Origin of the sequence: Sporosarcina sp. P25, from assembly GCF_002743235.1 — a bacterium.
In the GTDB taxonomy this organism is placed as follows: Bacteria; Bacillota; Bacilli; order Bacillales_A; family Planococcaceae; genus Sporosarcina; species Sporosarcina ureae_B.
Genome location: NZ_PDYV01000004.1, coordinates 184772 through 208932, shown reverse-complemented (window position 1 = coordinate 208932; position 24161 = coordinate 184772). Strand labels below are relative to the sequence as shown.

Sequence of the window (24161 nt, the reverse complement as noted above, 5' to 3'; positions counted from 1 at the left end):
AACATTATATATCTTTTATTGCCTTCTCTACTGGTGATCAAGTTCAAATCATCAAACAGGATCCTGAGTGATGTTTCCAAACACGCCTCCCAAAACGAAAACACGGCACTTTATTTTGGTACAATACCCAGTTTTGTTTGTTATATCAATTTATTTAAAATGTAAAAAGTGCTTCTCTCTATCCATTATCTCTGAAGAAGTCTATCGTTTGGTTACAGGTGATATAAGCCGATTCTTCATTGTATGCAAAAGCGTAGGGATCACTAAATCCGTGTAGACCTTCATACATAAATACATCTACGTTCGGCTTCTCTAGTTTCAAAAGCATTTCATTGACATCAAATGACTTCTCAGCATTTGGAAAATACAATAACGTCGGACAAGTTGGATTAACACCAACATAATCCCGAATTCGCGATCCATAGTATCCAATGATCCCATCAACGCATTCTTCCTCACTGCATAGCCAAGCAATTGTCGCCCCCACACTAAATCCAAGGATAAATACTTTTACATACCGATTTTTCATATCCATTAGTAGCTCTTTAACCTTATGTGCGCTATTTTCAAAACCTGCACGGTCCATGAAGTTTCCATAAGCTAACTCTTCCTGCGAATAATCAAAAGGGATTTCCTGCGGTATCAGATTGGGACAGATCACATCGAAGCCTTTCTCAGACAACGATTCACAAATGTCTTTCATAAATTGATTTATTCCGTAGATTTCATGAAGAACTATGATACAAGTTTCAGAAGTAGATTTCTTTTCAATCATTCATTTCCTCCTCACGTAATTCATCCTCATATCCACTCACGAAACTGGTTTACTAAAAGTTACTGATTCCATTATGAATAAGGCTACAAGCGCTGATCCTACTTTTTTCATCATATCGAAACCCTCTTTTCTAGATCGTGCCCTGTACAATTATATTTCTTCTTTATTACCATAACTCTCATAAGCAAAATATCCACCTAATAAACCTAATGAAGCACCTAAACTAAAGGCAAATCCTAACGAAATAGGAGAAATCATACTGATTAGTAAACCCACTATACAACCGGCCAACATTCCAAGAGGTATCAAACTATCCAACAATGTCTGAGAACTCTTCGATTTTTTCTTAGGCATCGCACCTTGCTTCGTTTTCTGATCCAGTCTCTTAATGACAAATAACACAATAAAGCCCGCTATTATAATCGGTAATACTATGCCTAGAATTTCGATAATTGTTTGCATAACTATTCTCCTCTCTATCAGCACCTATAACTATATTATGTAAACTAGAATGAAAGATTTTTAATTTTTCTTAGTATAAAATTTATCCGAATCCCACTCGATATTCACCGTAGTCAATTCTTCTTTATCAGGTATTCCATATTATTTATTAGCGTAACAAGTGAAGACATGATCCCATTTCGCTTTGCAGAGCACATTGTGGATGCGATTGCTGATCTGTAAAAATTAAAAAATCATGTATCTACTTTTTCACATAACTCCATTCTCGAGAATCGAAAACGTCTTGTGTTCACAATCAATCTCCGCCATCGCCCCATACGGTAAAATAAACTTAGGTTCCGTATGACCGAAGTTCAAATTATATAAAATAGGCAGCTGCTCCAACTGATATTCTTTCATCACTTTAAGAATTTCCACTTTATACTCCGCATAATATTTCTCATCTTGCGGTTTCCCAAAAATAATTCCATTCGCTTTTTGCAAAATTCCTTGCGCAGCATAATTTCTCAACCAGTATCGAATCAAACTAGGGGCAGGTTTTTCTTCAGACGTTTCAAAGAACAGAATACTATCGTTCCAGTATTCTGTATCCGGCCACAGTTTCGTCCCTTTCGCAAACTCCAACACTTCCATACAGCCACCGATTAGTCTGCCTTTTACAGTACCGGAACCTTGAAGCAACTCATAACCCCTATTTTGATTCATCGTACGACGTGTATGTTTATTCAGTTCAATCCATTCTAACCTCTCACTTGTCCAACTTTCGGCAGGTTCAATCTCACCGATTATTTCATTGGAAAAGAGAGTCCGGTTTACCATTTCAACTGTATAAGGGTCCATCTCCACATTTTCGGCGAAGTCCGTTAAAATAGCCGGCCCGTAGAAAGAGGAAATACCTGCCTTATGGCAAAATAAATGAGATATCGTGACATCAGAGTATCCGATGAATATCTTCGGATTGTTTTGTATTACTGTAAAGTCCACATAAGGAAGCAAGCGAATACTGTCTTCTCCCCCGATATTCGCAAAAATCGCTTTAATGGAAGGGTCGCGAAATGCCGTCATCAGATCTTCAGCACGCGCTTTGGGGTTCTGATAAAGATAGTCGGCTCCCTTTAAACTGTTTGGCATCGGAACTACTGTCAATCCAAAGACTTCCTCTAGCCTTTTTACACCTTGTTCATAACGCCACTTAAGCTCCGGTTCACCCGCGCCTCCCCATGATGGACTTACCGTCGCGACTGTATCTCCCCGTTGAAGTGTAGTAGGTTTTGTCAGCATATTAAGCCTCCTTTTGATTGTCTTTCTTGACAATGTTAAACTTTCCTGTTTTCATACATCACTTGATACCGGTCGATATAAACATCGTGGCATCCTCGTTTACGAAAATATTCTTCCCGCTATAGAAGTTTCTAATTTCAATATGGATAAAACCTACTTCTGTTAACAACTGCTTCAACTCTTCATGTACAAAACCATTATGAACTTTAGGATGATTCACTTTATCATTTTTCTCAAAATCGATAATAATTAATTTACCGCCATCAGTGAGAGCATTATATAATTCTTGTACGATCTTTTTGGTATCCGGAACATGTAGAAGAACCAATGATACTAACACAATATCTGCCTGAAGTGTCGGACTTTCCTGAGTGAAATCAGTATAAAGAACTTTTGCATTTGTAATATCATTGCGAGAAATTTTAGCCTGTGCTACTTCCAACATCTGCTGTGATGAATCTACTAGCAAAATTGACTCCACCAAGTCCGATAATGCTAAACCAACGAGTCCTGTACCGCTTCCATAATCAATTAATGTTTTGGAACGACTGTGTTGTATTTCAGGCTTTACTTCTTTCACTACTATCTTGGCTAATTCCTGCCGTTCTGCAGTATCATACCTTTTTGCCATTTGCTCGAAAAGATTTTCCTCCATGCTTCACTCTCCAAATTCATTTCTCTATCCTCTTTAATATATGTGCGTTGCAACTTTCAGGGGAAAGCGCATCTTTATTCTCCTATTTGTAATAAATATCTTTTTTCCACTTGCATATAGTCCACAATTAACACATCATCGCGTTCATTTGTCGCATAGATCTCGGCTCCGTCAGGGACATGCTTCGCCATGCCTTCAGAAACCTCACCAAGCTTGTCCCCTTTAGTCAATTTTTCAAATTCAGTCCAGTCAATATTTGTTTTATACACCTTGCCGTCATACTCCAACAAATCAGCAGTCGGATCTTGTTTCAATACTTGTTTCTTCGTTAAATATCCACCCTCTTGCTCCCCTGGGCTGCTAGCACAAGCCGCAAATGCACCTGATAATATAAGCATCAATAAAATAACCGCGATACGCTTCATCATACACCTCCTGACTTTCAGTTCTGATTCAGTTTTGTATTACATCATAGAAGCTTTGAGATAAATATAAACAATGAACATTACAGGAATGAATGTGATAAGTAATCCGATAGCCCGTCCCTTTTTCTTCAATTGCAAGACGAGACCAATTGCCCAAATAGCTGCTAAACCAAGTATCATGAAATTATTGGTGGAACCTTCCCCCATACCGCTGATTCCAAAACCTACCACACTATTTATTATTACGAATACACCCGAAAGTAGATTCACTGCAATCCATATGATCCGTTTCAATAATATTCCACCCCATTTCAGTCATATCACTAGCACCATCTGAACTGTCTTCATTGGATGCCCAGCAAAATCCTCATCAAATTCTTTAACCACTTTAAATCCTTTCGCTTCATAAAACTGCAGTCCTATCCTATTTTCTTTCTCCACCCCTACTATAATTTCTGTTGAGTCCGCAAGCTCATCCATACCTCTCTTTAACAACGCTGTCCCCATACCTTTGCGCTGTTTGTCGGGATAAAAATATATCGCGCGCAGTTCCACTCTGCCTGTTTCATCTGCAGGGGAAAAATCCACAAATCCAGCTACTTCACCTTCAGTCTCCACAACCCACATATGTGAACTACTTAAACGCTTCTTCAGCATCTCGTCACTATACGCCACCCGGAGAAAATCATCCTGTATCTCCCGGGGAATAATCGCCGCATACGTAGCACGCCAACTTTCCACCGCGATATCACGCACTTTCACAATATCCTTTTCCCCCATCTCGCGAACAAAAAAATCCATATACACCCTCCCACTTATGTTCTAAATATTATGAATTCAATTATACCCATAACTATCCAGTAATACTATCCATAGGGTATTACTGGATGTTATTAAGATTATTTTTGGAGAGTAAATTTTGACTTCAGTTTGGGTTTAAACTATTTCTTCTTCCCACACAATGCAAAAAGCCCACTCAACAGCATCACGCTGTCGAATGGGCTTTAACTATCTATACACCAATTTAAATTTCCTTCAGTTCAGCAATACGACGCTCAACTGCCGCATACTTCTCCAAATAATCCTTCTCTTTGGCACGCTCTTCCTCAACAACCGATTCAGGCGCTTTGGCAGTAAATCGTTCATTCGACAACTTGCCCTGAACCCGCTTCACTTCACCTTGCCACTTGCCAAGCTCTTTCGTCAAACGAGCCAACTCTTCCTCAATATCAATCAATCCCTCAAGTGGTAAGTACAACTCTGCACCCGTCACGACGGCTGACATTGTCTTACCTGGCGCATTCACCTTCACACCAATTGTCAGCGTCTCTGGATTACAGAATCGCTCCAAATAGTTACGGTTCTCTTCAAGTACCGCCACTGTCTTCTCGTCTATCGCTGAAATATACAAATCGACTTTACGACTCATCGGTGTATTTACTTCTGCACGGATATTGCGTACTGATTTGATGATATCCATCAATAATTTCATATGTGAAGCACGAGACTTGTCCATGATTGCCGTATCTACTTCAGGCCACTTCGCCACTGTGATGGACTCCCCTTCATGCGGAAGGTTCTGCCAAATCTCTTCTGTAATGAAAGGCATCAATGGATGCAATAAACGCATCGTTTGATCCAGAACATGTGCAAGAACCGAACGTGTCATTTTTTTCGCCGCTTCGTCTTCACCGTATAGTGGCAATTTCGCCATTTCGATATACCAGTCACAGAAGTCATCCCAGATGAAGTTATATAACGCGCGGCCCATTTCACCGAATTCATACCGGTCAGCCAAGCTAGTTACCGATTCAATTGTTTCATTCAGACGAGTTAAAATCCATGCATCTGCAACAGATTTCTTTCCTGACAAATCAATTTCCTCATACTTCATACCATCCATATTCATTAATGCGAAACGGGAAGCGTTCCAAATTTTATTGGCAAAGTTCCAGATTGCTTCTACTTTTTCTGTAGAGTAACGTAGATCTTGTCCTGGTGAAGAACCAGTTGCCAAGAAGTAACGCAATGCATCTGCACCATACTGCTCAATTACGTCCATTGGATCTACACCGTTGCCGAGAGATTTAGACATTTTTCGCCCGTCTTCCGCGCGTACTAATCCGTGGATTAAGACATCCTTGAATGGACGCTCTTCCGTGAATTCGAGAGCTTGGAAGATCATGCGGGACACCCAAAAGAAGATAATATCATATCCTGTAACAAGGGCATCTGTTGGGTAATATTTTTTGAACGTTTCGCTGTCAACGTCTGGCCAGCCCATAGTTGAAAACGGCCATAAGGCAGATGAGAACCAAGTATCTAGTACATCATTGTCCTGAGTCCAGTTTTCTTCATCAGCCGGAGCTTCTTGACCCACATAAATTTCACCTGTCGTGTTATGATACCAAGCCGGAATTCGGTGGCCCCACCATAGTTGACGAGAAATACACCAGTCATGGACATTTTCCATCCATCCTAAGTAAGTTTTCTCGAAACGTTCAGGAACAAACATCACTTTTTCTTCTTCGTTTTTCTGCAGTTTGATTGCTTGCTCAGCAAGTGGCTGCATATTGACGAACCATTGTGTAGATAAATACGGCTCCACTACTGCGCCACTTCGTTCCGAGTGTCCGACAGAGTGCATATGATCTTCAATTTCAAATAGCACATTCATTTCTTGTAAGTCTTTGACGATTTGCTTACGGAATTCGAAACGATCCATGCCTTCATACTTGCCTGCTAATTTATTCATCGTACCGTCTTCATTCATGACGAGCACGCGTGGCAAGTTGTGACGGTTACCTATTTCAAAGTCATTCGGGTCATGTGCTGGTGTAATTTTCACTGCACCGCTTCCAAAGTCCATTTCGACGTAGTCATCCGCTACGATCGGAATCTCACGTCCTACGATTGGCAATTTGACCATCTTTCCGATTAAATGCTGGTAGCGTTCGTCATCGGGGTGAACTGCAACAGCTGTATCACCGAGCATCGTTTCGGGACGTGTTGTCGCTATTTCAATCGATCCTGTGCCATCTGCCAATGGGTAACGCATATGATAGAATGCACCTTGCACATCTTTATGAATAACTTCAATATCAGATATCGCTGTCTTCGTTGCAGGATCCCAGTTGATGATATACTCTCCGCGGTAGATAAGCTTTTTCTCATACAACTTAACGAATACTTCACGTACTGCTTTTGACAATCCTTCATCCAAAGTAAAGCGCTCTTGTGAGTAATCAAGAGCCAGACCAAGCTTCGCCCACTGAGCACGGATATGGCTCGCGTATTCTTCTTTCCACTTCCATGTTTCTTGCACGAAGTTTTCGCGTCCAAGATCATAACGCGTTTTGCCATCAGCGCGAAGTTTTTCCTCTACTCTCGCTTGTGTTGCAATTCCAGCGTGGTCCATTCCCGGCAACCACAGTGCGTCATAGCCTTGCATACGCTTCATGCGGATGAGCATATCCTGTAAAGTCGTATCCCATGCGTGTCCCAAATGAAGTTTCCCTGTGACGTTCGGTGGTGGGATAACAATTGTATACGGTTCTTTTTCGCTTTTTACATCCGATTCAAAATACTTACCTTCAAGCCACCATTCATAACGTCCTTTTTCAACTGCCTGCGGATCGTATTTGGTCGGCATCGTCAATTCGTCAGTCATTTCATTTCCTCCTTCAAATAAAAAGGGATACAAAAAAGCCCCACTCATCCCGGTAAAAGGACGAAGGAGCTCGTGGTACCACCTTTATTTATGAACGCTAAAAAAGCATTACATCTTCATGATTGGGTAACGGTCTACACCGGTTCCTGCTACTTACATTTCACAAAAACTGCTCATAGGGGACTTCCATATGCGGTTTCCAGGTACGTTCCACCAATCGCACCCTCTCTAAAGAAAACAGTTCACATGTACTTTCCTACTCTTCGCATTTATATTCATATACCCACTATTATAAGCGAAACATGTAGAGTCCGTCAACTGAATAGTAGTCTATAGAGAAAGGATGGTGAATTATGAGAAGAGGTTATAATCCCTACCTATTGCCGCCGTGGCTTCGGAAAACAAGATTTTACTGCAAAGGCTGTATCATTCCATTAACCGTGTTTCAGTTGATTCGATTACTAATTGTCCCGACCACTGGTGACTTTTTATTATTTTGCTTATTCGCTGCTTTGTCCTTCTGCTTCTACAAAAACATTATTTGAATGGAAGATCTTTCTCGTTATATCGTCATCCATCTCGGCGATGTATAAGAGAAAGTCTTCCATTTCATTATTTACTTGCTCAACTGCACGATCTGCATTGGCGAGAAACTCCAAATGGGATGTCGATGCAGCTACGAATTGTGGTGCTGCGGGCTCTTCTTCAATTGCAACCGGTTCTTGTACAGGCTCTTCCTTTTTCAATTGAACGGTCCACTCAAGTTTCAATCCTCCATCTTCCAGTGATGAAGATTTGATGTCTTGCACTTCAAGTTGCAAATCGCCATCGAGTTCTACTGGTAGATCAACATTCAAAGGCACAGCATATTCAAAATACCCTTTATTGCTTTCTACTTCTACGTCATTAATGACTAATACATCTTCGGGTGCCAATTCTACTTGTTTGTCTGCATCAAATACAACGTTTGCTGCAATATGATAGATCCCTTGCAAACGAATTGCTTCTTCTGTACGTTCTTCTGTAAACCCTGGTGTCACCTTTACCTCAGCCGATTCAGCAAATGCCCCGTACTCAACAGGGAAATAAAAAGACTCTTGCAATGTCCATTGATGCGTCGTCATTTTCGCTTCACTCCTTTTCTTAACTCAGGCTACTATATGAAGAAATGAAGCAGTTTAGAAGTGATGCATAGCGTAGAGTGTGAATAAAGTGATCGCAACAGCGCTATCTCCCGCAAAGTACATGCATAAAAAAGCGCCAAGCAATAAAATCTGCCTGACGCTTCAAAATTATCGTTTCAATTTCGCAAATACCGTATGGAATGCTTCCACAGTTTTCGCGATATGCTCTTCTGTGTGAGCTGCCGACAAGAACATACCTTCAAATTGGGAAGGTGGTAAGAAGATACCTTCTTCCGCCATCAGACGGTAATATTCTGCAAACAATTCCAAATCGGATGTTTTCGCTTTATCGTAGTTATTGACACGTTGATCTGTAAAGAAGAACCCGATCATTGAACCGGCACGGTTGACGGTATGTGGAATATTATTAGCTTTCGCTGCTGCGCGGAAACCTTCTTCCAACTGATCACCAAGCTTGATGAAGTGTTCGTATGTTTTCGGTGTCAACTTTCTCAACGTCGCAATACCTGCTGTCATCGCTAACGGGTTACCAGACAATGTACCCGCCTGATAAATAGTTCCCGCAGGCGCCACATGCTCCATAATTTCGCGAGAACCGCCATATGCTCCTACAGGCAGTCCGCCACCGATTACTTTACCAAGACATGTAAGGTCAGGTTTAATATTGAAATGACCTTGTGCACATTTATATCCTACACGGAACCCAGTCATTACTTCATCAAAAATCAGTAAAGAACCATTTTCTTCTGTCAACTCACGTAAGCCTTTAAGGAAGCCGTTATCTGGTCCCACAACACCCATATTTCCTGCAACCGGTTCTACAATAATTGCAGCTAAATCGTCTCCATACTCTTTAATAGCCAATTTAACACTTTCAAGATCGTTGTACGGCACCGTAATCGTGTTTTGTGCAATCGATTCAGGCACCCCCGGGCTATCAGGTAAACCTAATGTAGCGACACCCGATCCTGCTTTAATTAGCAAGGAATCCGCATGTCCGTGATAGCAACCTTCGAATTTAAGGATTTTATTACGCTTTGTATAGCCACGTGCTAAACGAAGAGCACTCATTGTTGCTTCCGTACCAGAAGACACCATACGCACCATCTCGATGGATGGTACACGGTCGATTACAAGCTCTGCCAATTCATTTTCCAGAAGAGTAGGTGCTCCAAAACTTGTGCCTGTTTCAGCTACTTTCTGTATTGCAGATACTACGTCAGGATGTGTGTGTCCAAGGATTAGAGGTCCCCAAGATAGTACGTAATCAATATATTCATTGCCATCGATATCTTTAATGATCGCACCTTTACCACTTTCCATGAAGATCGGATCCATATTAACTGATTTGAATGCACGTACTGGTGAGTTGACGCCACCTGGCATTAAATCAACTGCTATTTTGAACGCTTGTTCAGATTTCGTATATGTTTTTTGTCCCATATTACTTCTCCTCCAACCAGCGAGCAGCATCTTTTGCATGATATGTCATGATGATATCTGCGCCTGCACGCTTCATACTTGTTAACGTTTCTAATACAATTTTCTTCTCGTCTACCCAGCCGTTTAATGCAGCAGCTTTGACCATTGCATATTCTCCACTGACGTTATACGCCACGACAGGCAAGAGCACATGATTCTTTACGTCGCGAATGATATCGAGATAAGACAATGCGGGTTTAACAATTAAGAAATCCGCGCCTTCAAGAATATCAGACTCCGCTTCACGCATTGCTTCCATACGGTTTGCCGGGTCCATTTGATACGTTTTACGATCGCCAAATTGCGGTGTGGATTGTGCGGCTTCACGGAATGGACCGTAATAAGCAGATGCATATTTAACCGCATACGACATGATCGGAATGTTTTGGAATCCTGCATCATCTAGCGCTTGACGGATAACAGCGACAAAACCGTCCATCATATTCGACGGCGCAATAATATCAGCCCCCGCTTTCGCTTGACTAACCGCTGTCTTCGCAAGCAATACAAGACTGGCATCATTATCTACATCCTGGTCATGAATAACGCCACAGTGACCATGGTCTGTATACTCGCATAGACAAGTATCTGCCACTACAACTAATTCCGGGTGACGTTCTTTCACTGCGCGTGTTGCACGCTGAATGATTCCTTCGTCGTCATACGCTTCAGAACCGGTTGCGTCCTTTTCGGAAGGTATACCGAATAAAATAATAGATGAAATTCCCAATTCGACTACTTCATCTGTTTCTTTTAATAATAAATCAATAGAAAACTGATCTACTCCTGGCATAGAAGCGATTGGATTGCGTACATTCTCGCCTTCTGTAACAAAGATAGGATAAATGAAATCCGCTGCTTTAATTTCTGTCTCTCTTACCATCGCTCGAACGGTAGGATGTGTACGAAGTCTACGATGACGCTTAAATTCTATTGGATTCAATTGAATTCTCCCTTTCGTTTGGCCAGCTCATGGACTAGCTCGACTAATGTATACGTTTCCGGCTTGACGTGAACAGGTGCACCCACTTTTAACAGTGCACGTTCCGTAACATGTCCGATTGCACAAACCGTGAAACCAAACCACGTCGTTTTCGGTGCAATACGTGTAGAAAACACATCCACCGCCGACGGACTTGCGAACAACACGGACACCTGACTTTTTTGAAGTATAAAACGACTCAATTTATCTATTTCATTCGTTGCACTTTTAGTCTCATAAACTGTCCATTCTGAAACATGAAACGGCAACTCCTCACGAATCAAACTGCCAGCGAGAGTGCCTTTCAAAAAGACCACGTGTAATCGTTCTGACATTTCCGGATTAAACTGTTTGACAAAAACATCTGCACTAAACACGCTTGGAATGAAAGATACATCAAAACCGAGTCGATCTAATGCAGCTGCTGTCCGAGTTCCGACTGCGGCAACTTTTCCGTTAAACACATCAGCCGTTACATTGAACCGCAACATTTTTGAACGGAACGCTGCAACTGCTGATTGACTCGTAAAAATGAGCCAATCAGCTTTCATTGCTTGTTGCAACTTTTGCTGATCAGCCTTCTTCTGTATTTCTCCCACTTCAATTAGCGGAATTGAAACCGGAATGCCACCGTACTTTTTTACAAGTTCGGCAGCTTCCGCAGATTTTGGTGTTCCGGTGAAAATAACCGTTTCTCCTGCTAACGGTAATGCGTTACGCATCCATTTCCGCCTTCACTTTCTCGATTACTTCAGCAGCACCTTGGTCACGTAAAATTCTACTGACTTCCTTACCGACTGCAACAGGATCTGTTCCTTTCACCGTTTCACGGAACACTTGAATTGCATCAGGAGACGCAATGAAACCAGTCATTTCCACTTCATTACCATCAAACTTTGCAAATCCTCCGATTGGTACCTGGCAAGAACCATCCATTTCATTTAGGAACGTGCGCTCAGCCTGTAGCTCAATCCAGGTGCTCTCATCTGTTAATTTCGCTAGTTCATCCAGTAATTCTGTATCGTCTTCACGACACTCAATCGCTAATGCACCTTGTCCAACTGCTGGAATACAATCTTCAATCGATAGGTGTTCTGTGACGATGTTGTCATCCCAGCCCATACGCTTGAGTCCTGCAGCTGCTAAGAGGATTGCATCAAATTCACCATCTTGGAGCTTACGTAGACGTGTGTCAATATTGCCGCGTATCCACTTGATTTCTATATCTGGACGCAACATTAATAACTGTGAGCTACGACGAAGACTTGATGTTCCGACAACCGCTCCAACTGGTAAATCCATGAAGCGAACATGGTCGTTTGCGATGTATGCATCTCGTGGATCTACGCGTTTAGGGATACAGCCAACAGTCAAACCGTCTGGAATTACCGCTGGCATATCTTTCATGCTATGTACGGCAAAATCAATTTCTTTATCAAACAATGCTTGCTGGATTTCTTTTACGAATAACCCTTTACCGCCAACTTTTGACAACATGACGTCCAAGATTTGATCGCCTTTCGTCACAATCTCTTTCACTTCAAACTCAAATGGTGCACCTGCCTGCTTCATTTGTTCAATGAACCATTTCGTTTGAGTTAACGCCAGCTTACTTCTACGTGAACCTACAATAATTTTTCTCACAAAACTCTTCCTTTCTTATATCCATAAATGAAATTGTGACAGCGTACTGCCCAAAAAGAAATTAACGACCGTTAAGAGAAATGCAAATATCGTCATCCAGGCAAACTCCACTGATTGGAGCTTTCCCTTATAGTTGAAATAAATAACGGAAGAATAGATGAGTAATACTGCAAATGACCCCATAATTTTCACATCAAAAGGAGACCAATGTTCAAGCGCTACATACGCCCATTGAACACCGAATAATAAACTGACGAATAAAATCGGAATGCCGGTATAGATCGACATTTTCATTCCAACCATCGTCTGATGCAAATTAGGTAGACTGGAAAAGCGTTTTCCAAACTTCTTACTTTTTAAAACGTTATAAACAATCAAATATAATACCGCGAAAACAAATGCTAACGCGAACACCGCATAGGAGAGGATTGCTGATGTAATATGAACAAATAATACTTCTGAAATAAGTGAATCACCAACAGTGGAAGCTGTATATTTCAAATTGGAAAAGACATGAATCATTAAAAATACAAATCCAATAATATTCGTGAAAAATACCATGAAATTCACTTTGTAAATCAACTGGAACACGATAGATAATGTGACCAGCAACCATACATAAAAATAAATACCTTCAACTAGCGATAATACCGGAAAGCGCTTCATCTGAATAATGTAAAGGGATAAAATCGCAGTTTGTGTAACCCATACGGTAACGATCAGCCAAAAAGCAATCCGTTGAAAACTTTTTGACTTCTTCAAGTAATCAATTAAGTAAAAAACAAGACTGAGGGCATAAAGAACAATCATGACTTCCTGGAGCCTTGCGACGGTTAAATCAACCATATGCTATTCTCTGCCTTTCAAGCGAAAATCTCTCTTTTGCTAGTAAGGAGTGTTCGTCTATATTGTCTCAAATGAGAGGGTGTTACTGCAAATAATTGCATCCATAGTAAGTGTATTTCTACTAGTGTGCCGAATGTTTATACATATATTGCTTATTTACCTGCATTAAAAAAGTGGGCCTGTATCATTCTTGTGAAAGACAGATACAGAACCACCTGGGATTAGTGTTGATAATGTACGTTCGTCACATCCACACCATCTGTTTTTTGATCAGCGCGTTTTTGAAGACGTTCTTTTGCTTGGAATGCCAGCTGTTCCTTTTCTGTTACGACATCTTCGGAAATTCCAAAGATTTGTTCAAAAAGTGCGAGTTTCTCTGCTGCTTTTTTATCAGTAGATAATTCTTTAGCCTGTAAAATAGGTTCTTTTAATAATTGATTAATAATTGATTTTGTATGCTTATTTAGAACTTTCTTTTCACGTTCTGTTAAATCTGGCATTTTATTTTCGATACTAAGCATCGTTTCGCTCTGTATACGACTTGCCTTCTTGCGCAATGCAGAAATCATTGGCACAACACCAAGCGTTGTTAACCATTCTTTAAAAGCAACGACTTCTTGTTCAATCATCAGACCGATTTCATCAGCCGCACGCTTACGTTCAGCCAAATTCGCTTCGACGATGCCTTGCAGATCATCGATATCATACAAGAATACACTGCTTAGTTCACCGATTTTCGGATCAAGATCACGTGGCACAGCGATATCCACCATGAATAACGGCTTGCCTTTACGCAGTCTCTCTACAAAATCCATCAATTCATAATCGATGACATATTCAGTAGCGCCAGTGGAGCTGATTAAAATGTCTGCTTCAAGTAATAAACACTGCAACTCTTGCATAGATTTCGCTTCACCATTAAATTTCGCCGCCAGAATTTCTGCTTTAGAGAATGTTCGGTTGATTACAGTAATCTTCCCAACACCGCTCCCCTGCAAGTTCTTGACTGCTAATTCGCCCATTGTACCTGCACCAAGAATAGCAATATGCTTATCCTTAAGTGAACCGAAAATTTTTCTCCCCAGTTCTACTGCCGCATAGGAAACTGACACAGCATTTTCACCAATTGCTGTGTCGGTATGTGCTTTCTTCGCTGTCGTAATTGCTTGTTTAAATAATTCATTGAATACGGTACCCGTTGTACCAATGTTTTGCGCGGCGAAAAAACTACTGCGCACTTGTCCTAAAATTTGCGTTTCACCAAGTACCATGGAATCAATGCCTGCAGTTACACGTAATAAATGTTCCACTGCACCATCTTCTTCATGAATAATTAAGTGACTCGAAAATTCCTCGATGGGAATAGAAAACCAATCAGCAAGGAATTTTTTTATATAATATCGTCCTGTATGAATCTGATCAACTACCGCATAGATTTCAGTACGGTTACAAGTAGAAATAATGATGTTTTCCAAGATGCTCTTTTGCTGTTGCAATGTTTGCATCGCTTGTGGCAAATCAGCCTCGACGAATGATAGCTTCTCTCTAATTTCGACAGGGGCGGTTCGGTGATTAACACCGACAACGACTGTATACATTAGGTGCTCACACCTTTCGGAATCATTTTCGTACATTCATTATAACATACATAGCGCTTTAGTCGGAATGCAATTTGTGAACATCGTTTGAAGTCATAATGTAACAATTCGATCAAATCAACTCGTTGCTTACATGCGACTTTCAATTTCGCGCCATGCTTCATCCATACCCATGCCTTTTTCAGATGAAAACAGGATGAGCGGCTCGTGTATTTCCATGTTAAATGTTGTACGCACAACTTTCTTATGCTTCTCCCATTTACCTTTAGGTATTTTATCCGCCTTTGTCGCCACGACAATCGTCGGGATATTGTAATGGGAAAGAAAATCATGCATCATGCAATCGTCTTTTGTCGGTGGATGACGTAAATCAACAATCTGCACTACTGCACGTAATTCTTCTCGGGACGTAATATATTGTTCAATCATACCGCCCCATTTTTCTTTTTCTGTTTTTGACACTTTCGCATAGCCGTACCCTGGTACGTCGACGAAAAATAACTTTTCTTCAATTTTATAAAAATTGAGTGTTTGAGTCTTTCCTGGCTTTGAAGATGTACGTGCTAAACTTTTGCGCCCGATCATTTTATTAATGAAGGAAGATTTCCCTACATTCGAACGACCGGCTAACGCAAATTCAGGATAACCTTCTGTTGGATATTGTTCAGGACGAACGGCACTCATAATCATTTCAACGTTATGGACTTTCATTTCTTTTCCTCCAAAGCGATATCGAGTACTTCATGAGCATCCGACACGAGTTTAAATGTTAGTTCTTTTCTTACACTATCTGGAATATCATCCAAGTCGCGTTCATTATCTGACGGAATGATAATCGTCCGCAATCCTGCACGATGAGCACTAAGCGTTTTTTGTTTTAGTCCACCAATAGGTAGTACACGTCCACGCAACGTCACTTCTCCTGTCATACCGACTTCACGGCGTATCGGGCGTTCCGTCAATGCGGATACTAGTGCTGTTACGATGGTTATACCGGCGGAAGGTCCATCTTTTGGCGTGGCGCCTTCCGGAACGTGAATATGAATATCCCACTTTTCATGGAAATCAGGATCTATATGGAATGTCATGGCTTTGGAACGCACATAAGATAATGCGGTTTGTGCTGATTCCTTCATGACATCTCCAAGTTTACCTGTCAACAGTAATTTGCCTTTACCTGGTGATAATGATACTTCAATTTGCAGTGTATCTCCACCGACAGATGTATAGGCGAGTCCAGTGGCCATGCCTACCTGATTGACAGTTTCTGCCTGTCCAAAGCGAAAACGCTTTTTGCCAAGTAAAGCTTCTAATGATTTCGGACTAACTGTTAGACTTTTTTTATCACCTGCCAGAATTTGACGTGCGGCTTTACGACAAATGCTGGCAATTTCACGCTCAAGTGAACGTACACCAGCTTCACGTGTATAATATCGTACAATTTCTAGAACTGCTTCTTCCTGGAAACGAAGTTGTGCCTTCTTTAGACCATGTTCCTTCATCTGTTTAGGAATCAAATGATGGATTGCTATTGATTGTTTTTCCTGTTCTGTATAACCGGGGATCGAAATGATTTCCATACGGTCACGCAATGGACCCGGAATAGCCCCCAGATCATTCGAAGTCGCAATGAATAACACACTCGAAAGATCGTACGGCTCTTCTATATAATGATCACTAAAATTACTGTTTTGTTCAGGATCCAGCACTTCTAGCATAGCAGACGATGGATCTCCTCGGAAATCATTAGACATTTTATCAATTTCATCAAGTAAGAAGACCGGGTTGACAGTGCCTGCCTTTTTCATACTTTGGATAATACGCCCAGGCATCGCGCCTACGTAAGTTCGACGATGACCACGGATTTCAGATTCATCACGGACACCACCTAGTGATATGCGAACAAATTCACGTCCTAGTGACTCAGCGATAGAACGGGCTAATGAGGTTTTACCCACTCCTGGAGGACCATCCAGGCAAAGAATCGGTCCACGCAGTGAATTTGTCATCTGACGCACAGCGAGATACTCTAGAATTCGTTCTTTAACGTTTTCCAACCCTTCATGATCACGATTCAAAATCTCTTCTGACCGTGATAAATCGAGCTGATCTTCTGTCGCATGAGTCCATGGCAGCGTAATGAGCCACTCAATATAATTACGAATGATGCCACTTTCAGCCGAAACAGAGGGGATCTTCTCATACCGTTCCAACTCACGCTCTGCTGTATCCTTAACAGATTGTGGCATATTTGCTTTCTCAATTTTCAATTTCAGTTCGGACACTTCAAGACCTTTACCATCTTTATCGCCTAGCTCAGTTTGAATTGCCTTTAACTGTTCGCGTAAATAAAACTCTTTTTGCGTGCGTTCCATTGCATCTTTCACGCGTTCATTAATCTTTTGTTCAAGCTCCATGATTTCCTGTTCATTATACATTCGACTAATAAGCCATTCCAAACGTTCAGGCACGTCCAGTATTTCAAGCACTTCTTGTTTTGCTGTTAATTTCAACGGCAAATTTGATGCAATCATATCTGCTAACCTACCTGGTTCTTGAATGCTTTCCACCGTTTCTAGTGTTTCATCGGAAATTCTTTTGCTATTCTTCGCATATCGCTTGAACTGTGCAACAAGTGAACGCATCAGCGCTTCTGCTTCTGCATCTTTTTCTTCGCTTTCCTCATAACACGTGACATTGACAACTGGATACAGGTCAGCTTCTTGGTAACTGCTCCACTCTGCTCTATGTATACCTTCGATTAATACACGATACGTACCATTTGGTAATTGAGTCATTGATTTGATATTCGCTAGAGTACCAATTTCATGCAAATCATCGCTTTCTGGATTTTCCAAACTCAAATCTTTCTGAGTCGCAAGGAAAACTTCATGATTACCAGCTAATGAGTGTTCAATTGCAAAAATCGAGCGTTCACGGCCAACATCAATATGTAAAAGCATCGTTGGATAAACAATCACTCCGCGAAGTGGCAATAATGGGATGTTCTGTTTTTGAATCGTCGGCATGAAAAGCCACCTCCAAATATGTTATGTATATGTATGTGTAATGCGCATATAAAATCTTATGTAAGAAAAAGCCGACTGCCGAACGTATAAGATACGCATCGGTGGAGCCGGCCCTTTTGCCTTTTCGGCGTTATGCGGTATTTTTTTCGTTATCTGATTCGTATACAGATCCGTCTTCTCTATGTAAAATCGGAGTAGACTTTCCAAGAACAGAATCCCTCGTAATGATACATTTCTTCACTTCTTCGAGTGAAGGTAGATCGTACATTACATCCAACATGATGTTTTCAATAATGGAACGAAGCCCACGTGCACCTGTCTTACGAGCAATCGCTTCTTTTGCGATTTCGATCAAAGCATCATCTTCAAATTGAAGTTCTACATCATCTAGTTCAACCATCTTCTGGTATTGTTTGACGATCGCATTTTTCGGCTCAGTTAGAATTTGATACAGTGTATCTTCATCTAATGTATCGAGTGTTGCAATTACCGGCAAACGACCGATGAATTCTGGAATCAAACCGTATGATTGGAGATCTTCAGGAATCAATTTAGCCAATAGGCTATCTTCTTCATTGATTTCTTGCTTGGACTCAGAACCGAAACCGATGACTTTACGTCCGATACGGCGTTTAACGATATCTTCAATACCATCAAATGCTCCACCTACAACGAATAAGATATTCGTTGTATCGATTTGCAAGAATTCTTGATGAGGATGCTTACGGCCACCTTGTGGTGGTACGCTTGCAACTGTTCCTTCAAGAATCTTCAGCAACGCTTGTTGCACACCTTCACCAGATACGTCACGAGTAATCGACGCATTCTCAGATTTACGAGCTACCTTGTCGATTTCATCAATGTAGATAATACCTTTTTCAGCTTTATCAATATCGAAGTCTGCTGCTTGAATTAATTTCAAGAGAATATTCTCTACGTCTTCCCCAACGTAGCCTGCTTCAGTTAATGAAGTCGCATCTGCAATCGCAAATGGCACATCCAAAATACGAGCCAACGTTTGTGCTAGTAATGTTTTACCGCTACCAGTTGGTCCGATTAAGACGATGTTGGATTTAGCCAGCTCGACTTCATCAATTTTACTGCCTGAATTTACTCGTTTGTAATGATTGTATACCGCTACTGCGAGTGATTTCTTTGCGCGATCTTGCCCGATGATATAGTCATCGAGGATACCTTGGATTTCTCTTGGTTTCGGTACATCTTTTAGCTCGAAGCCTTCTTCAAGACCTACTTCCTCTTCCACGATTTCCGCACAAAGTTCAACGCATTCATCACAAATATAAACACCTTGACCTGCTACCAATTTGCGGACTTGCTCTTGAGATTTCCCACAAAAAGAACAGCTCAGGTTATCGTTTTCATCATTAAATTTGAACATTATGCTCACCCCTATTCAAGTGAATATACTACAAGATTACCATGACTTAATCAACTATTTAGAACTTATTGACCGATAACACCCAGCCAGATATGTATAGTTATTTATGTTCTAGCTTGTGGAGTTTCAGTAAGACTATACATGAAATTCTTTTATTTAAGAAAAACAAGGTACGGGCAAACCGTACCTTGTTGCATTCATATAGAAAGATTAGTTGATGATTTTTGCATTGTCAACAAGTAGTTGTACTGTTTTATTGAAACGAAGGTCGTTCTCAAGTACAGATGTGCCACCAAGAGTAGTCTTGATTTGCTCCACGTCCATACCGAATTGTTCAGACATCTTTTCAAGTTCAGCATGTACTTCTTCCTCAGGCACTTCTACTTTTTCAGCTGCGCCGATTGCTTCAAGTGTCAACGAAACGCGTACGCGGCTTAATGCGTCGTCTTTCATTTGATCGCGAAGTGTTTGCTCGTCTTGTCCAGAGAACTGGAAGTAAAGATCCAAGTTCATACCTTGCATTTGAAGACGTTGTTCGAAGTCCTGCATCATACGATCCGTTTCTGAATCGATCATCGCTTGTGGAATTTCCATTTCAGCGTTGCTTGCAGCTTGTTCTACTAGATCGTCACGAAGAGCTGTTTCAGAATCATTCTTCTTCACTTCTTCAGCTTCTTCTTTCAACTTCGTGCGTAGCTCTTCTACTGAAGAAACACTCTCGTCGATTTCTTTTGCTAACTCATCATCAAGTTCTGGAACTTCTTTAGACTTGATTTCGTTAACTTTCACTTTGAATGTAGCAGGCTTACCAGCTAATTCAGCAGCATGATATTCTTCAGGGAAAGTGATTTCGATTTCTTTTTCTTCTCCTGTTTTCATGCCTACTACTTGCTCTTCGAATCCTGGAATAAATGAACCAGAACCAACTTCAAGTTCGTAGTTTTCTGACTGTCCACCTTCGAAAGCTTCACCATCAGCGAATCCTTCGAAATCGATTGTAGCAGTATCGCCATCTTTCACAACGCCATCTTCTTTGACTACCATTTCTGCTAGTGCTTCAGTACGTTGTTGAAGCTGTGCGTCTACTTCTTCATCTGTTACTTCAACTGATTGACGAGTTACTTCAAGACCTTTGTATTCACCAAGCTTAACTTCGGGCTTAAGCGCTACGATTGCAGTGAAAACAACAGGTTCGCCTTTTTCTAGCTTTTCGATGTCGATTTCAGGAGCGGCGATTGGATCTACGTCTGCTTCGTCTACTGCAGCAGAGTATGCTCCAGGAAGTACGATATCGATAGCGTCATTGTAAAGTGATTCTTCACCGTACATTTTGTTGAACATTTTGCGTGGCATTTTCCCCTTACGGAAACCAGGTGCCTGTACTTTCTTTACTACTTTTTTGAACGCTTCATCCAGTGCTTCGTTGAAACGATCTACGGAAACTTCAAATGTAAGTTTCCCTTCACTGCCTTCTAATTTTTCCCATTTAACTGTCATATGTATGACCTCCAAATCATTTGCAATACTTTTATTTTTATTTTAATCAATTATACCTTCGCATGATTGTATCTGAATTTTTTCTGTACATCCTAAAAAAATCTTCGACACTCTTTGAAGGCTTTATCTGAATCAGCTCATTTTGTTCCGCTTGTAAGAAGCGACAACGTTACTGAGGACAGATAAGCAGTTGACAACCATTTTAGTATAACATAGTCTATTCATCTTTCAAGAATTAATCACTGTCAGCTTTCCATTTCTTCATCCACCGAACGTATGAACGATAGTAATGAAGACTCCGTCGTTTGCTGACCGTACAATAACTGCTTTGTATACGCGACATACTCGCCCGCCACCTCTTCTGCCGTGTAAGGACCCCAGTGGAATGGAAACAGCAAGACACTGTACTTGAGGATCAAATTGACTACTAATTCACTAGCTGTTGGATCTTTCTCAAATTGCGCTTTTGCGAGAAACTGCACTTCCCCAATAAATTGATCTTCCTCGGGTGAAACGAGTCTTGATGGATTAACTTCCGTTTCAAAGTGGTATTTACGAACAGCTAACGATTCTTGATATCCCACTTGTTGCAATAACATCAACGCATAGGTCTTAACAACCGGCAACATATCCTCTGCTTCAATCACCTCTACCAACAACGGAATGTATGGCTGTAATTTCTGATGTTGCAATGACAATAAGAATTCCTGTTGCTCCATCGAACCCATTTGGTGAAATTGCTCGCTTGTAATAGAAGGCTCCTCAATGGAAGGTTCTTCATAACGAGTAGATAATCGACTATTCAACTCTCGCAAATATTGAAACTTCTGTAAACTATGTTGTGGAATGATTTCTTTCTCTAACAGACCTTGTATCGTCAGCTCTACCTCATCGTATTGCTGTAGTTGGATTGAAATCGAAAGGTAAAGCTCAAGTATTTCTATGTAATCGCCTGCTTGGTTTTGCATAGCAAGAAGTGCGAATTCTTTTGCTCGTTCATACTCTTTCATTTCATATAAAGAAATAGCTAGACCATCAAAAACCGTGTAATCTTCGGGATCAATTTCCAATACAGATTCGAAATTCCGAACCGCTTCTTGATGAAGATCACGTTCCATTGCCAGTCTACCTTCTCGATGAAGACGTTCGAGTGTTCCAGGAAAGACGACTACATTTCCTTTTCTAATAACTTGTCTGCGCTTCTTTTGCATTGTAATCACCTGCCTGCTTTGTTACTTTCACTATAGCACAGCAACTGAAAAAAATTCTAGTTCAGGATGTTTCTATTGAAGACCTGATTATATTACAACACAAATAACGCAAAGATTATCTAATAACCTTTGCGCTATTCACAATAAATCACACACCTGAATAGGCCATAAAACCACCATCTACAGGAACAGTAATTCCAGTAACAAAACTAGAGTATGATTCATCAACAAGCCATAACATAGTACCAAGCAAATCTTCAGGTTTACCAAAGCGTTTCATAGGAGTACTATTTAAGATTTTATTAGAACGCTGTGTATGATTTCCATCAGCATCAATTAATAAGTCATGATTTTGCTTTGTCAAAAAGAAACCCGGCGCAATAGCGTTGACGCGTAGATTAGATTCAGCGAAATGAACCGCCATCCACATTGTGAAGTTATTGATAGCTGATTTCGCAGCACTATATGCAGGCACTTTCGTCATCGGCGAAAATGCACTCATGGAAGAGATATTTAAAATAACAGGAGATTCTTGTTCTAAAAGCACTTTTCCGAAAACTTGACTAGTTAGAAATGTTCCTGTGAAATTACTAGCAAACACTGTCGATAATCCCACTTCATTCATCTGGAAAAAGGATTGTTCCACTTCATTCCCACTGTATATCTCTTCTGAAGTAATTGCATCAGGATGATTACCCCCTGCACCATTTATGAGGATATCTACTTTTCCAAATTGTGAGACTACTAGATCTTTTGCTGTTTCTAGTGAGGATCTGTCTAGAACATCTCCTTCAACAGCTATTGCTTGTCCTCCAGCTTGTTGAATTTCAGCTGCTATTAGCTGTCCGTTTTTTAACGTGCGGTTGATAATAGCTATCCTGACGCCATGTCTGGCTAATTCCATTGCCATAGCCGAACATAGAACTCCACTACCGCCTGTTACTACAGCCACTTTATTCTGTAAGTTTTGGTGAATGGTCTGCAAAGTTATTTCACCTCGTTTTTCTTATGATATGCATCCCAAAGCCCGAGCATATACATAATACCCAACGCACGATCGTATAATCCGTAGCCTGGACGACAGTCTTCATTCCATAAATGTCTACCGTGATCAGGCCGTATATAACCCTCGTATTGTTGTTCAGCTAATGTTTTCACTACTCCAGCTATATCGATTGAACCGTCTTCCGTAAAATGAGAAGTCTCGATAAAATCACCATTGTCAAATATTTTAACATTACGTATATGAGAAAACGGAGCATACTGCGCATACTTTTCAGCGAGATACACCATATCATTTTTTGGGTTTGCGCCTAATGAGCCTGTACAAAACGTAATTCGATTCGAAGGTGAATTTGAGATAGATAATAATCTCTTTAGACTTTCTTCACCAGTAATAATTCTTGGCAAACCAAAAATAGACCATGGCGGATCATCGGGATGTATGCCCATTTGGATATCGCATTCTTCCGCAATCGGTAAAATAGCATTTAAGAAATAGGAAAGATTATCCCATAATCTTTCTTCATTAACTTCTTTATAGGCCTCTAATAAATTCGTAATCTTAGCTAATCGTTCAGGTTCCCATCCAGGCATCGTTAACGTAGATGATTCTGAAACTGATTTGATAAGTTCCACAGGATCGATACCTTCTACTTTTGCTTTTTCATAAAATAATGCAGTCGATCCGTCTGGAAGCGGGTGATGCAAATCAGAGCGCGTCCAATCAAATACAGGCATGAAATTATAGCATATTACTTTAACACCTGCTTTTGCTAAATTGCGTATCGTTTGCTTATAGTTTTCTATTAATTCATCACGTTCAGGTAACCCTAGTTTAATGGATTCATGAACATTAACGCTTTCCACAACATCCGCGTGAAAGCCATGAGATTGAATATATGAAACCTCATCTTGAATTTCTTCTTCCGTCCATAACTCACCAGCTTGTTTATGGTGAAGGGCCCAAACTATTCCCTTTGTTCCTGGGATTTGTTTGATTTGTTCCAACGAAACTGTATCGTTGTTTCTACCATACCATCTAAAAGTAATATTCATTG

The 24161-nt window shown here is 40.8% G+C and carries 22 protein-coding genes and 1 other annotated feature; all 22 genes read right to left on the bottom strand.

Translation table 11 applies throughout. From position 1 onward, the window contains the following. Nucleotides 1–178 precede the first annotated feature (178 nt). The 22 genes from CSV70_RS05845 to uxuA all read right to left on the bottom strand — a co-directional run bounded on the left by CSV70_RS05845 (nucleotide 179) and on the right by uxuA (nucleotide 24159). The gene (locus CSV70_RS05845; protein WP_099628390.1) at nucleotides 179–775 is read right to left on the bottom strand and encodes a dienelactone hydrolase family protein; all 597 of its coding nucleotides are present in this window, start codon (nucleotides 773–775) and stop codon (nucleotides 179–181) included. A 150-nt stretch (nucleotides 776–925) separates the two neighbouring features. Then, on the bottom strand, nucleotides 926–1237 hold the full coding sequence (locus tag CSV70_RS05840; protein WP_099628389.1) for a hypothetical protein: 312 nt from the start codon (nucleotides 1235–1237) through the stop codon (nucleotides 926–928). 249 nt (nucleotides 1238–1486) lie between these two features. Further along, nucleotides 1487–2518, bottom strand: a complete 1032-nt coding sequence (locus CSV70_RS05835; protein ID WP_099628388.1) for a S66 family peptidase — start codon at nucleotides 2516–2518, stop codon at nucleotides 1487–1489. A gap of 58 nt (nucleotides 2519–2576) precedes the next feature. Then, on the bottom strand, nucleotides 2577–3173 hold the full coding sequence (locus CSV70_RS05830; RefSeq protein WP_099628387.1) for a class I SAM-dependent DNA methyltransferase: 597 nt from the start codon (nucleotides 3171–3173) through the stop codon (nucleotides 2577–2579). Nucleotides 3174–3247: 74 nt separating this feature from the next. Next, nucleotides 3248–3598 (bottom strand): hypothetical protein, encoded by a 351-nt coding sequence (locus CSV70_RS05825; RefSeq protein ID WP_099628386.1) that lies wholly within the window; start codon nucleotides 3596–3598, stop codon nucleotides 3248–3250. 39 nt (nucleotides 3599–3637) lie between these two features. After that, complete coding sequence (locus CSV70_RS05820; protein ID WP_085131054.1) at nucleotides 3638–3892, bottom strand: hypothetical protein; 255 nt, start codon at nucleotides 3890–3892, stop codon at nucleotides 3638–3640. A 21-nt stretch (nucleotides 3893–3913) separates the two neighbouring features. Continuing rightward, nucleotides 3914–4399: a GNAT family N-acetyltransferase gene (locus CSV70_RS05815; RefSeq protein WP_099628385.1), complete on the bottom strand. Its 486-nt coding sequence runs from the start codon at nucleotides 4397–4399 to the stop codon at nucleotides 3914–3916. 223 nt (nucleotides 4400–4622) lie between these two features. After that, a complete protein-coding gene (locus tag CSV70_RS05810) occupies nucleotides 4623–7268 on the bottom strand; it encodes a valine--tRNA ligase (protein WP_099628384.1) in 2646 nt (881 codons plus the stop codon). Nucleotides 7269–7321: 53 nt separating this feature from the next. Then, nucleotides 7322–7541 (bottom strand) — a binding site (T-box leader). A gap of 227 nt (nucleotides 7542–7768) precedes the next feature. Beyond that, nucleotides 7769–8392, bottom strand: coding sequence for a hypothetical protein (locus tag CSV70_RS05800; protein WP_099628383.1), 624 nt, complete (start codon nucleotides 8390–8392; stop codon nucleotides 7769–7771). 168 nt (nucleotides 8393–8560) lie between these two features. Further along, complete coding sequence (gene hemL / locus CSV70_RS05795) at nucleotides 8561–9856, bottom strand: glutamate-1-semialdehyde 2,1-aminomutase (RefSeq protein WP_085131059.1); 1296 nt, start codon at nucleotides 9854–9856, stop codon at nucleotides 8561–8563. Between the two features lies 1 nt (nucleotide 9857). Then, entirely contained in the window at nucleotides 9858–10838 is a 981-nt protein-coding gene (gene hemB, locus CSV70_RS05790; protein ID WP_085131060.1) for a porphobilinogen synthase, read from the bottom strand. Then, nucleotides 10835–11599, bottom strand: a complete 765-nt coding sequence (locus tag CSV70_RS05785; protein WP_099628382.1) for a uroporphyrinogen-III synthase — start codon at nucleotides 11597–11599, stop codon at nucleotides 10835–10837. The genes hemB and CSV70_RS05785 overlap by 4 nt, the downstream gene beginning before the upstream one ends. After that, entirely contained in the window at nucleotides 11592–12521 is a 930-nt protein-coding gene (gene hemC / locus CSV70_RS05780; protein WP_085131062.1) for a hydroxymethylbilane synthase, read from the bottom strand. The genes CSV70_RS05785 and hemC overlap by 8 nt, the downstream gene beginning before the upstream one ends. Nucleotides 12522–12536: 15 nt before the next feature. After that, nucleotides 12537–13367: a cytochrome c biogenesis protein CcsA gene (gene ccsA / locus CSV70_RS05775; RefSeq protein ID WP_099628381.1), complete on the bottom strand. Its 831-nt coding sequence runs from the start codon at nucleotides 13365–13367 to the stop codon at nucleotides 12537–12539. 221 nt (nucleotides 13368–13588) lie between these two features. Next, a complete protein-coding gene (gene hemA / locus CSV70_RS05770) occupies nucleotides 13589–14965 on the bottom strand; it encodes a glutamyl-tRNA reductase (protein ID WP_085131064.1) in 1377 nt (458 codons plus the stop codon). A 129-nt stretch (nucleotides 14966–15094) separates the two neighbouring features. Continuing rightward, a complete protein-coding gene (yihA, locus tag CSV70_RS05765) occupies nucleotides 15095–15676 on the bottom strand; it encodes a ribosome biogenesis GTP-binding protein YihA/YsxC (RefSeq protein WP_085131065.1) in 582 nt (193 codons plus the stop codon). Continuing rightward, nucleotides 15673–17994 (bottom strand): endopeptidase La, encoded by a 2322-nt coding sequence (gene lon / locus CSV70_RS05760; RefSeq protein WP_099628380.1) that lies wholly within the window; start codon nucleotides 17992–17994, stop codon nucleotides 15673–15675. The genes yihA and lon overlap by 4 nt, the downstream gene beginning before the upstream one ends. A 130-nt stretch (nucleotides 17995–18124) precedes the next feature. Further along, nucleotides 18125–19393, bottom strand: a complete 1269-nt coding sequence (gene clpX / locus CSV70_RS05755; protein ID WP_085131067.1) for an ATP-dependent protease ATP-binding subunit ClpX — start codon at nucleotides 19391–19393, stop codon at nucleotides 18125–18127. A gap of 210 nt (nucleotides 19394–19603) precedes the next feature. Beyond that, on the bottom strand, nucleotides 19604–20890 hold the full coding sequence (tig, locus tag CSV70_RS05750) for a trigger factor (protein WP_099628379.1): 1287 nt from the start codon (nucleotides 20888–20890) through the stop codon (nucleotides 19604–19606). Between the two features lie 245 nt (nucleotides 20891–21135). Next, on the bottom strand, nucleotides 21136–22101 hold the full coding sequence (locus CSV70_RS05745) for a tetratricopeptide repeat protein (RefSeq protein WP_085131069.1): 966 nt from the start codon (nucleotides 22099–22101) through the stop codon (nucleotides 21136–21138). Nucleotides 22102–22249: 148 nt separating this feature from the next. After that, entirely contained in the window at nucleotides 22250–23086 is an 837-nt protein-coding gene (locus CSV70_RS05740; protein WP_099626828.1) for an SDR family oxidoreductase, read from the bottom strand. Between the two features lie 2 nt (nucleotides 23087–23088). Beyond that, nucleotides 23089–24159, bottom strand: coding sequence for a mannonate dehydratase (gene uxuA / locus CSV70_RS05735; RefSeq protein ID WP_099626827.1), 1071 nt, complete (start codon nucleotides 24157–24159; stop codon nucleotides 23089–23091). Nucleotides 24160–24161 lie beyond the last annotated feature (2 nt).

What these genes read in the sequence shown, in the direction of transcription:
- CSV70_RS05845 (WP_099628390.1), bottom strand. Translation starts at nt 775, where the DNA reads ATGATTGAAAAGAAATCTACTTCTGAAACTTGTATCATAGTTCTTCAT.
- CSV70_RS05840 (WP_099628389.1), bottom strand. Translation starts at nt 1,237, where the DNA reads ATGCAAACAATTATCGAAATTCTAGGCATAGTATTACCGATTATAATA.
- CSV70_RS05835 (WP_099628388.1), bottom strand. Translation starts at nt 2,518, where the DNA reads ATGCTGACAAAACCTACTACACTTCAACGGGGAGATACAGTCGCGACG.
- CSV70_RS05830 (WP_099628387.1), bottom strand. Translation starts at nt 3,173, where the DNA reads ATGGAGGAAAATCTTTTCGAGCAAATGGCAAAAAGGTATGATACTGCA.
- CSV70_RS05825 (WP_099628386.1), bottom strand. Translation starts at nt 3,598, where the DNA reads ATGAAGCGTATCGCGGTTATTTTATTGATGCTTATATTATCAGGTGCA.
- CSV70_RS05815 (WP_099628385.1), bottom strand. Translation starts at nt 4,399, where the DNA reads ATGGATTTTTTTGTTCGCGAGATGGGGGAAAAGGATATTGTGAAAGTG.
- CSV70_RS05810 (WP_099628384.1), bottom strand. Translation starts at nt 7,268, where the DNA reads ATGACTGACGAATTGACGATGCCGACCAAATACGATCCGCAGGCAGTT.
- CSV70_RS05800 (WP_099628383.1), bottom strand. Translation starts at nt 8,392, where the DNA reads ATGACGACGCATCAATGGACATTGCAAGAGTCTTTTTATTTCCCTGTT.
- hemL (WP_085131059.1), bottom strand. Translation starts at nt 9,856, where the DNA reads ATGGGACAAAAAACATATACGAAATCTGAACAAGCGTTCAAAATAGCA.
- CSV70_RS05785 (WP_099628382.1), bottom strand. Translation starts at nt 11,599, where the DNA reads ATGCGTAACGCATTACCGTTAGCAGGAGAAACGGTTATTTTCACCGGA.
- ccsA (WP_099628381.1), bottom strand. Translation starts at nt 13,367, where the DNA reads ATGGTTGATTTAACCGTCGCAAGGCTCCAGGAAGTCATGATTGTTCTT.
- hemA (WP_085131064.1), bottom strand. Translation starts at nt 14,965, where the DNA reads ATGTATACAGTCGTTGTCGGTGTTAATCACCGAACCGCCCCTGTCGAA.
- yihA (WP_085131065.1), bottom strand. Translation starts at nt 15,676, where the DNA reads ATGAAAGTCCATAACGTTGAAATGATTATGAGTGCCGTTCGTCCTGAA.
- lon (WP_099628380.1), bottom strand. Translation starts at nt 17,994, where the DNA reads ATGCCGACGATTCAAAAACAGAACATCCCATTATTGCCACTTCGCGGA.
- clpX (WP_085131067.1), bottom strand. Translation starts at nt 19,393, where the DNA reads ATGTTCAAATTTAATGATGAAAACGATAACCTGAGCTGTTCTTTTTGT.
- tig (WP_099628379.1), bottom strand. Translation starts at nt 20,890, where the DNA reads ATGACAGTTAAATGGGAAAAATTAGAAGGCAGTGAAGGGAAACTTACA.
- CSV70_RS05745 (WP_085131069.1), bottom strand. Translation starts at nt 22,101, where the DNA reads ATGCAAAAGAAGCGCAGACAAGTTATTAGAAAAGGAAATGTAGTCGTC.
- uxuA (WP_099626827.1), bottom strand. Translation starts at nt 24,159, where the DNA reads ATGAATATTACTTTTAGATGGTATGGTAGAAACAACGATACAGTTTCG.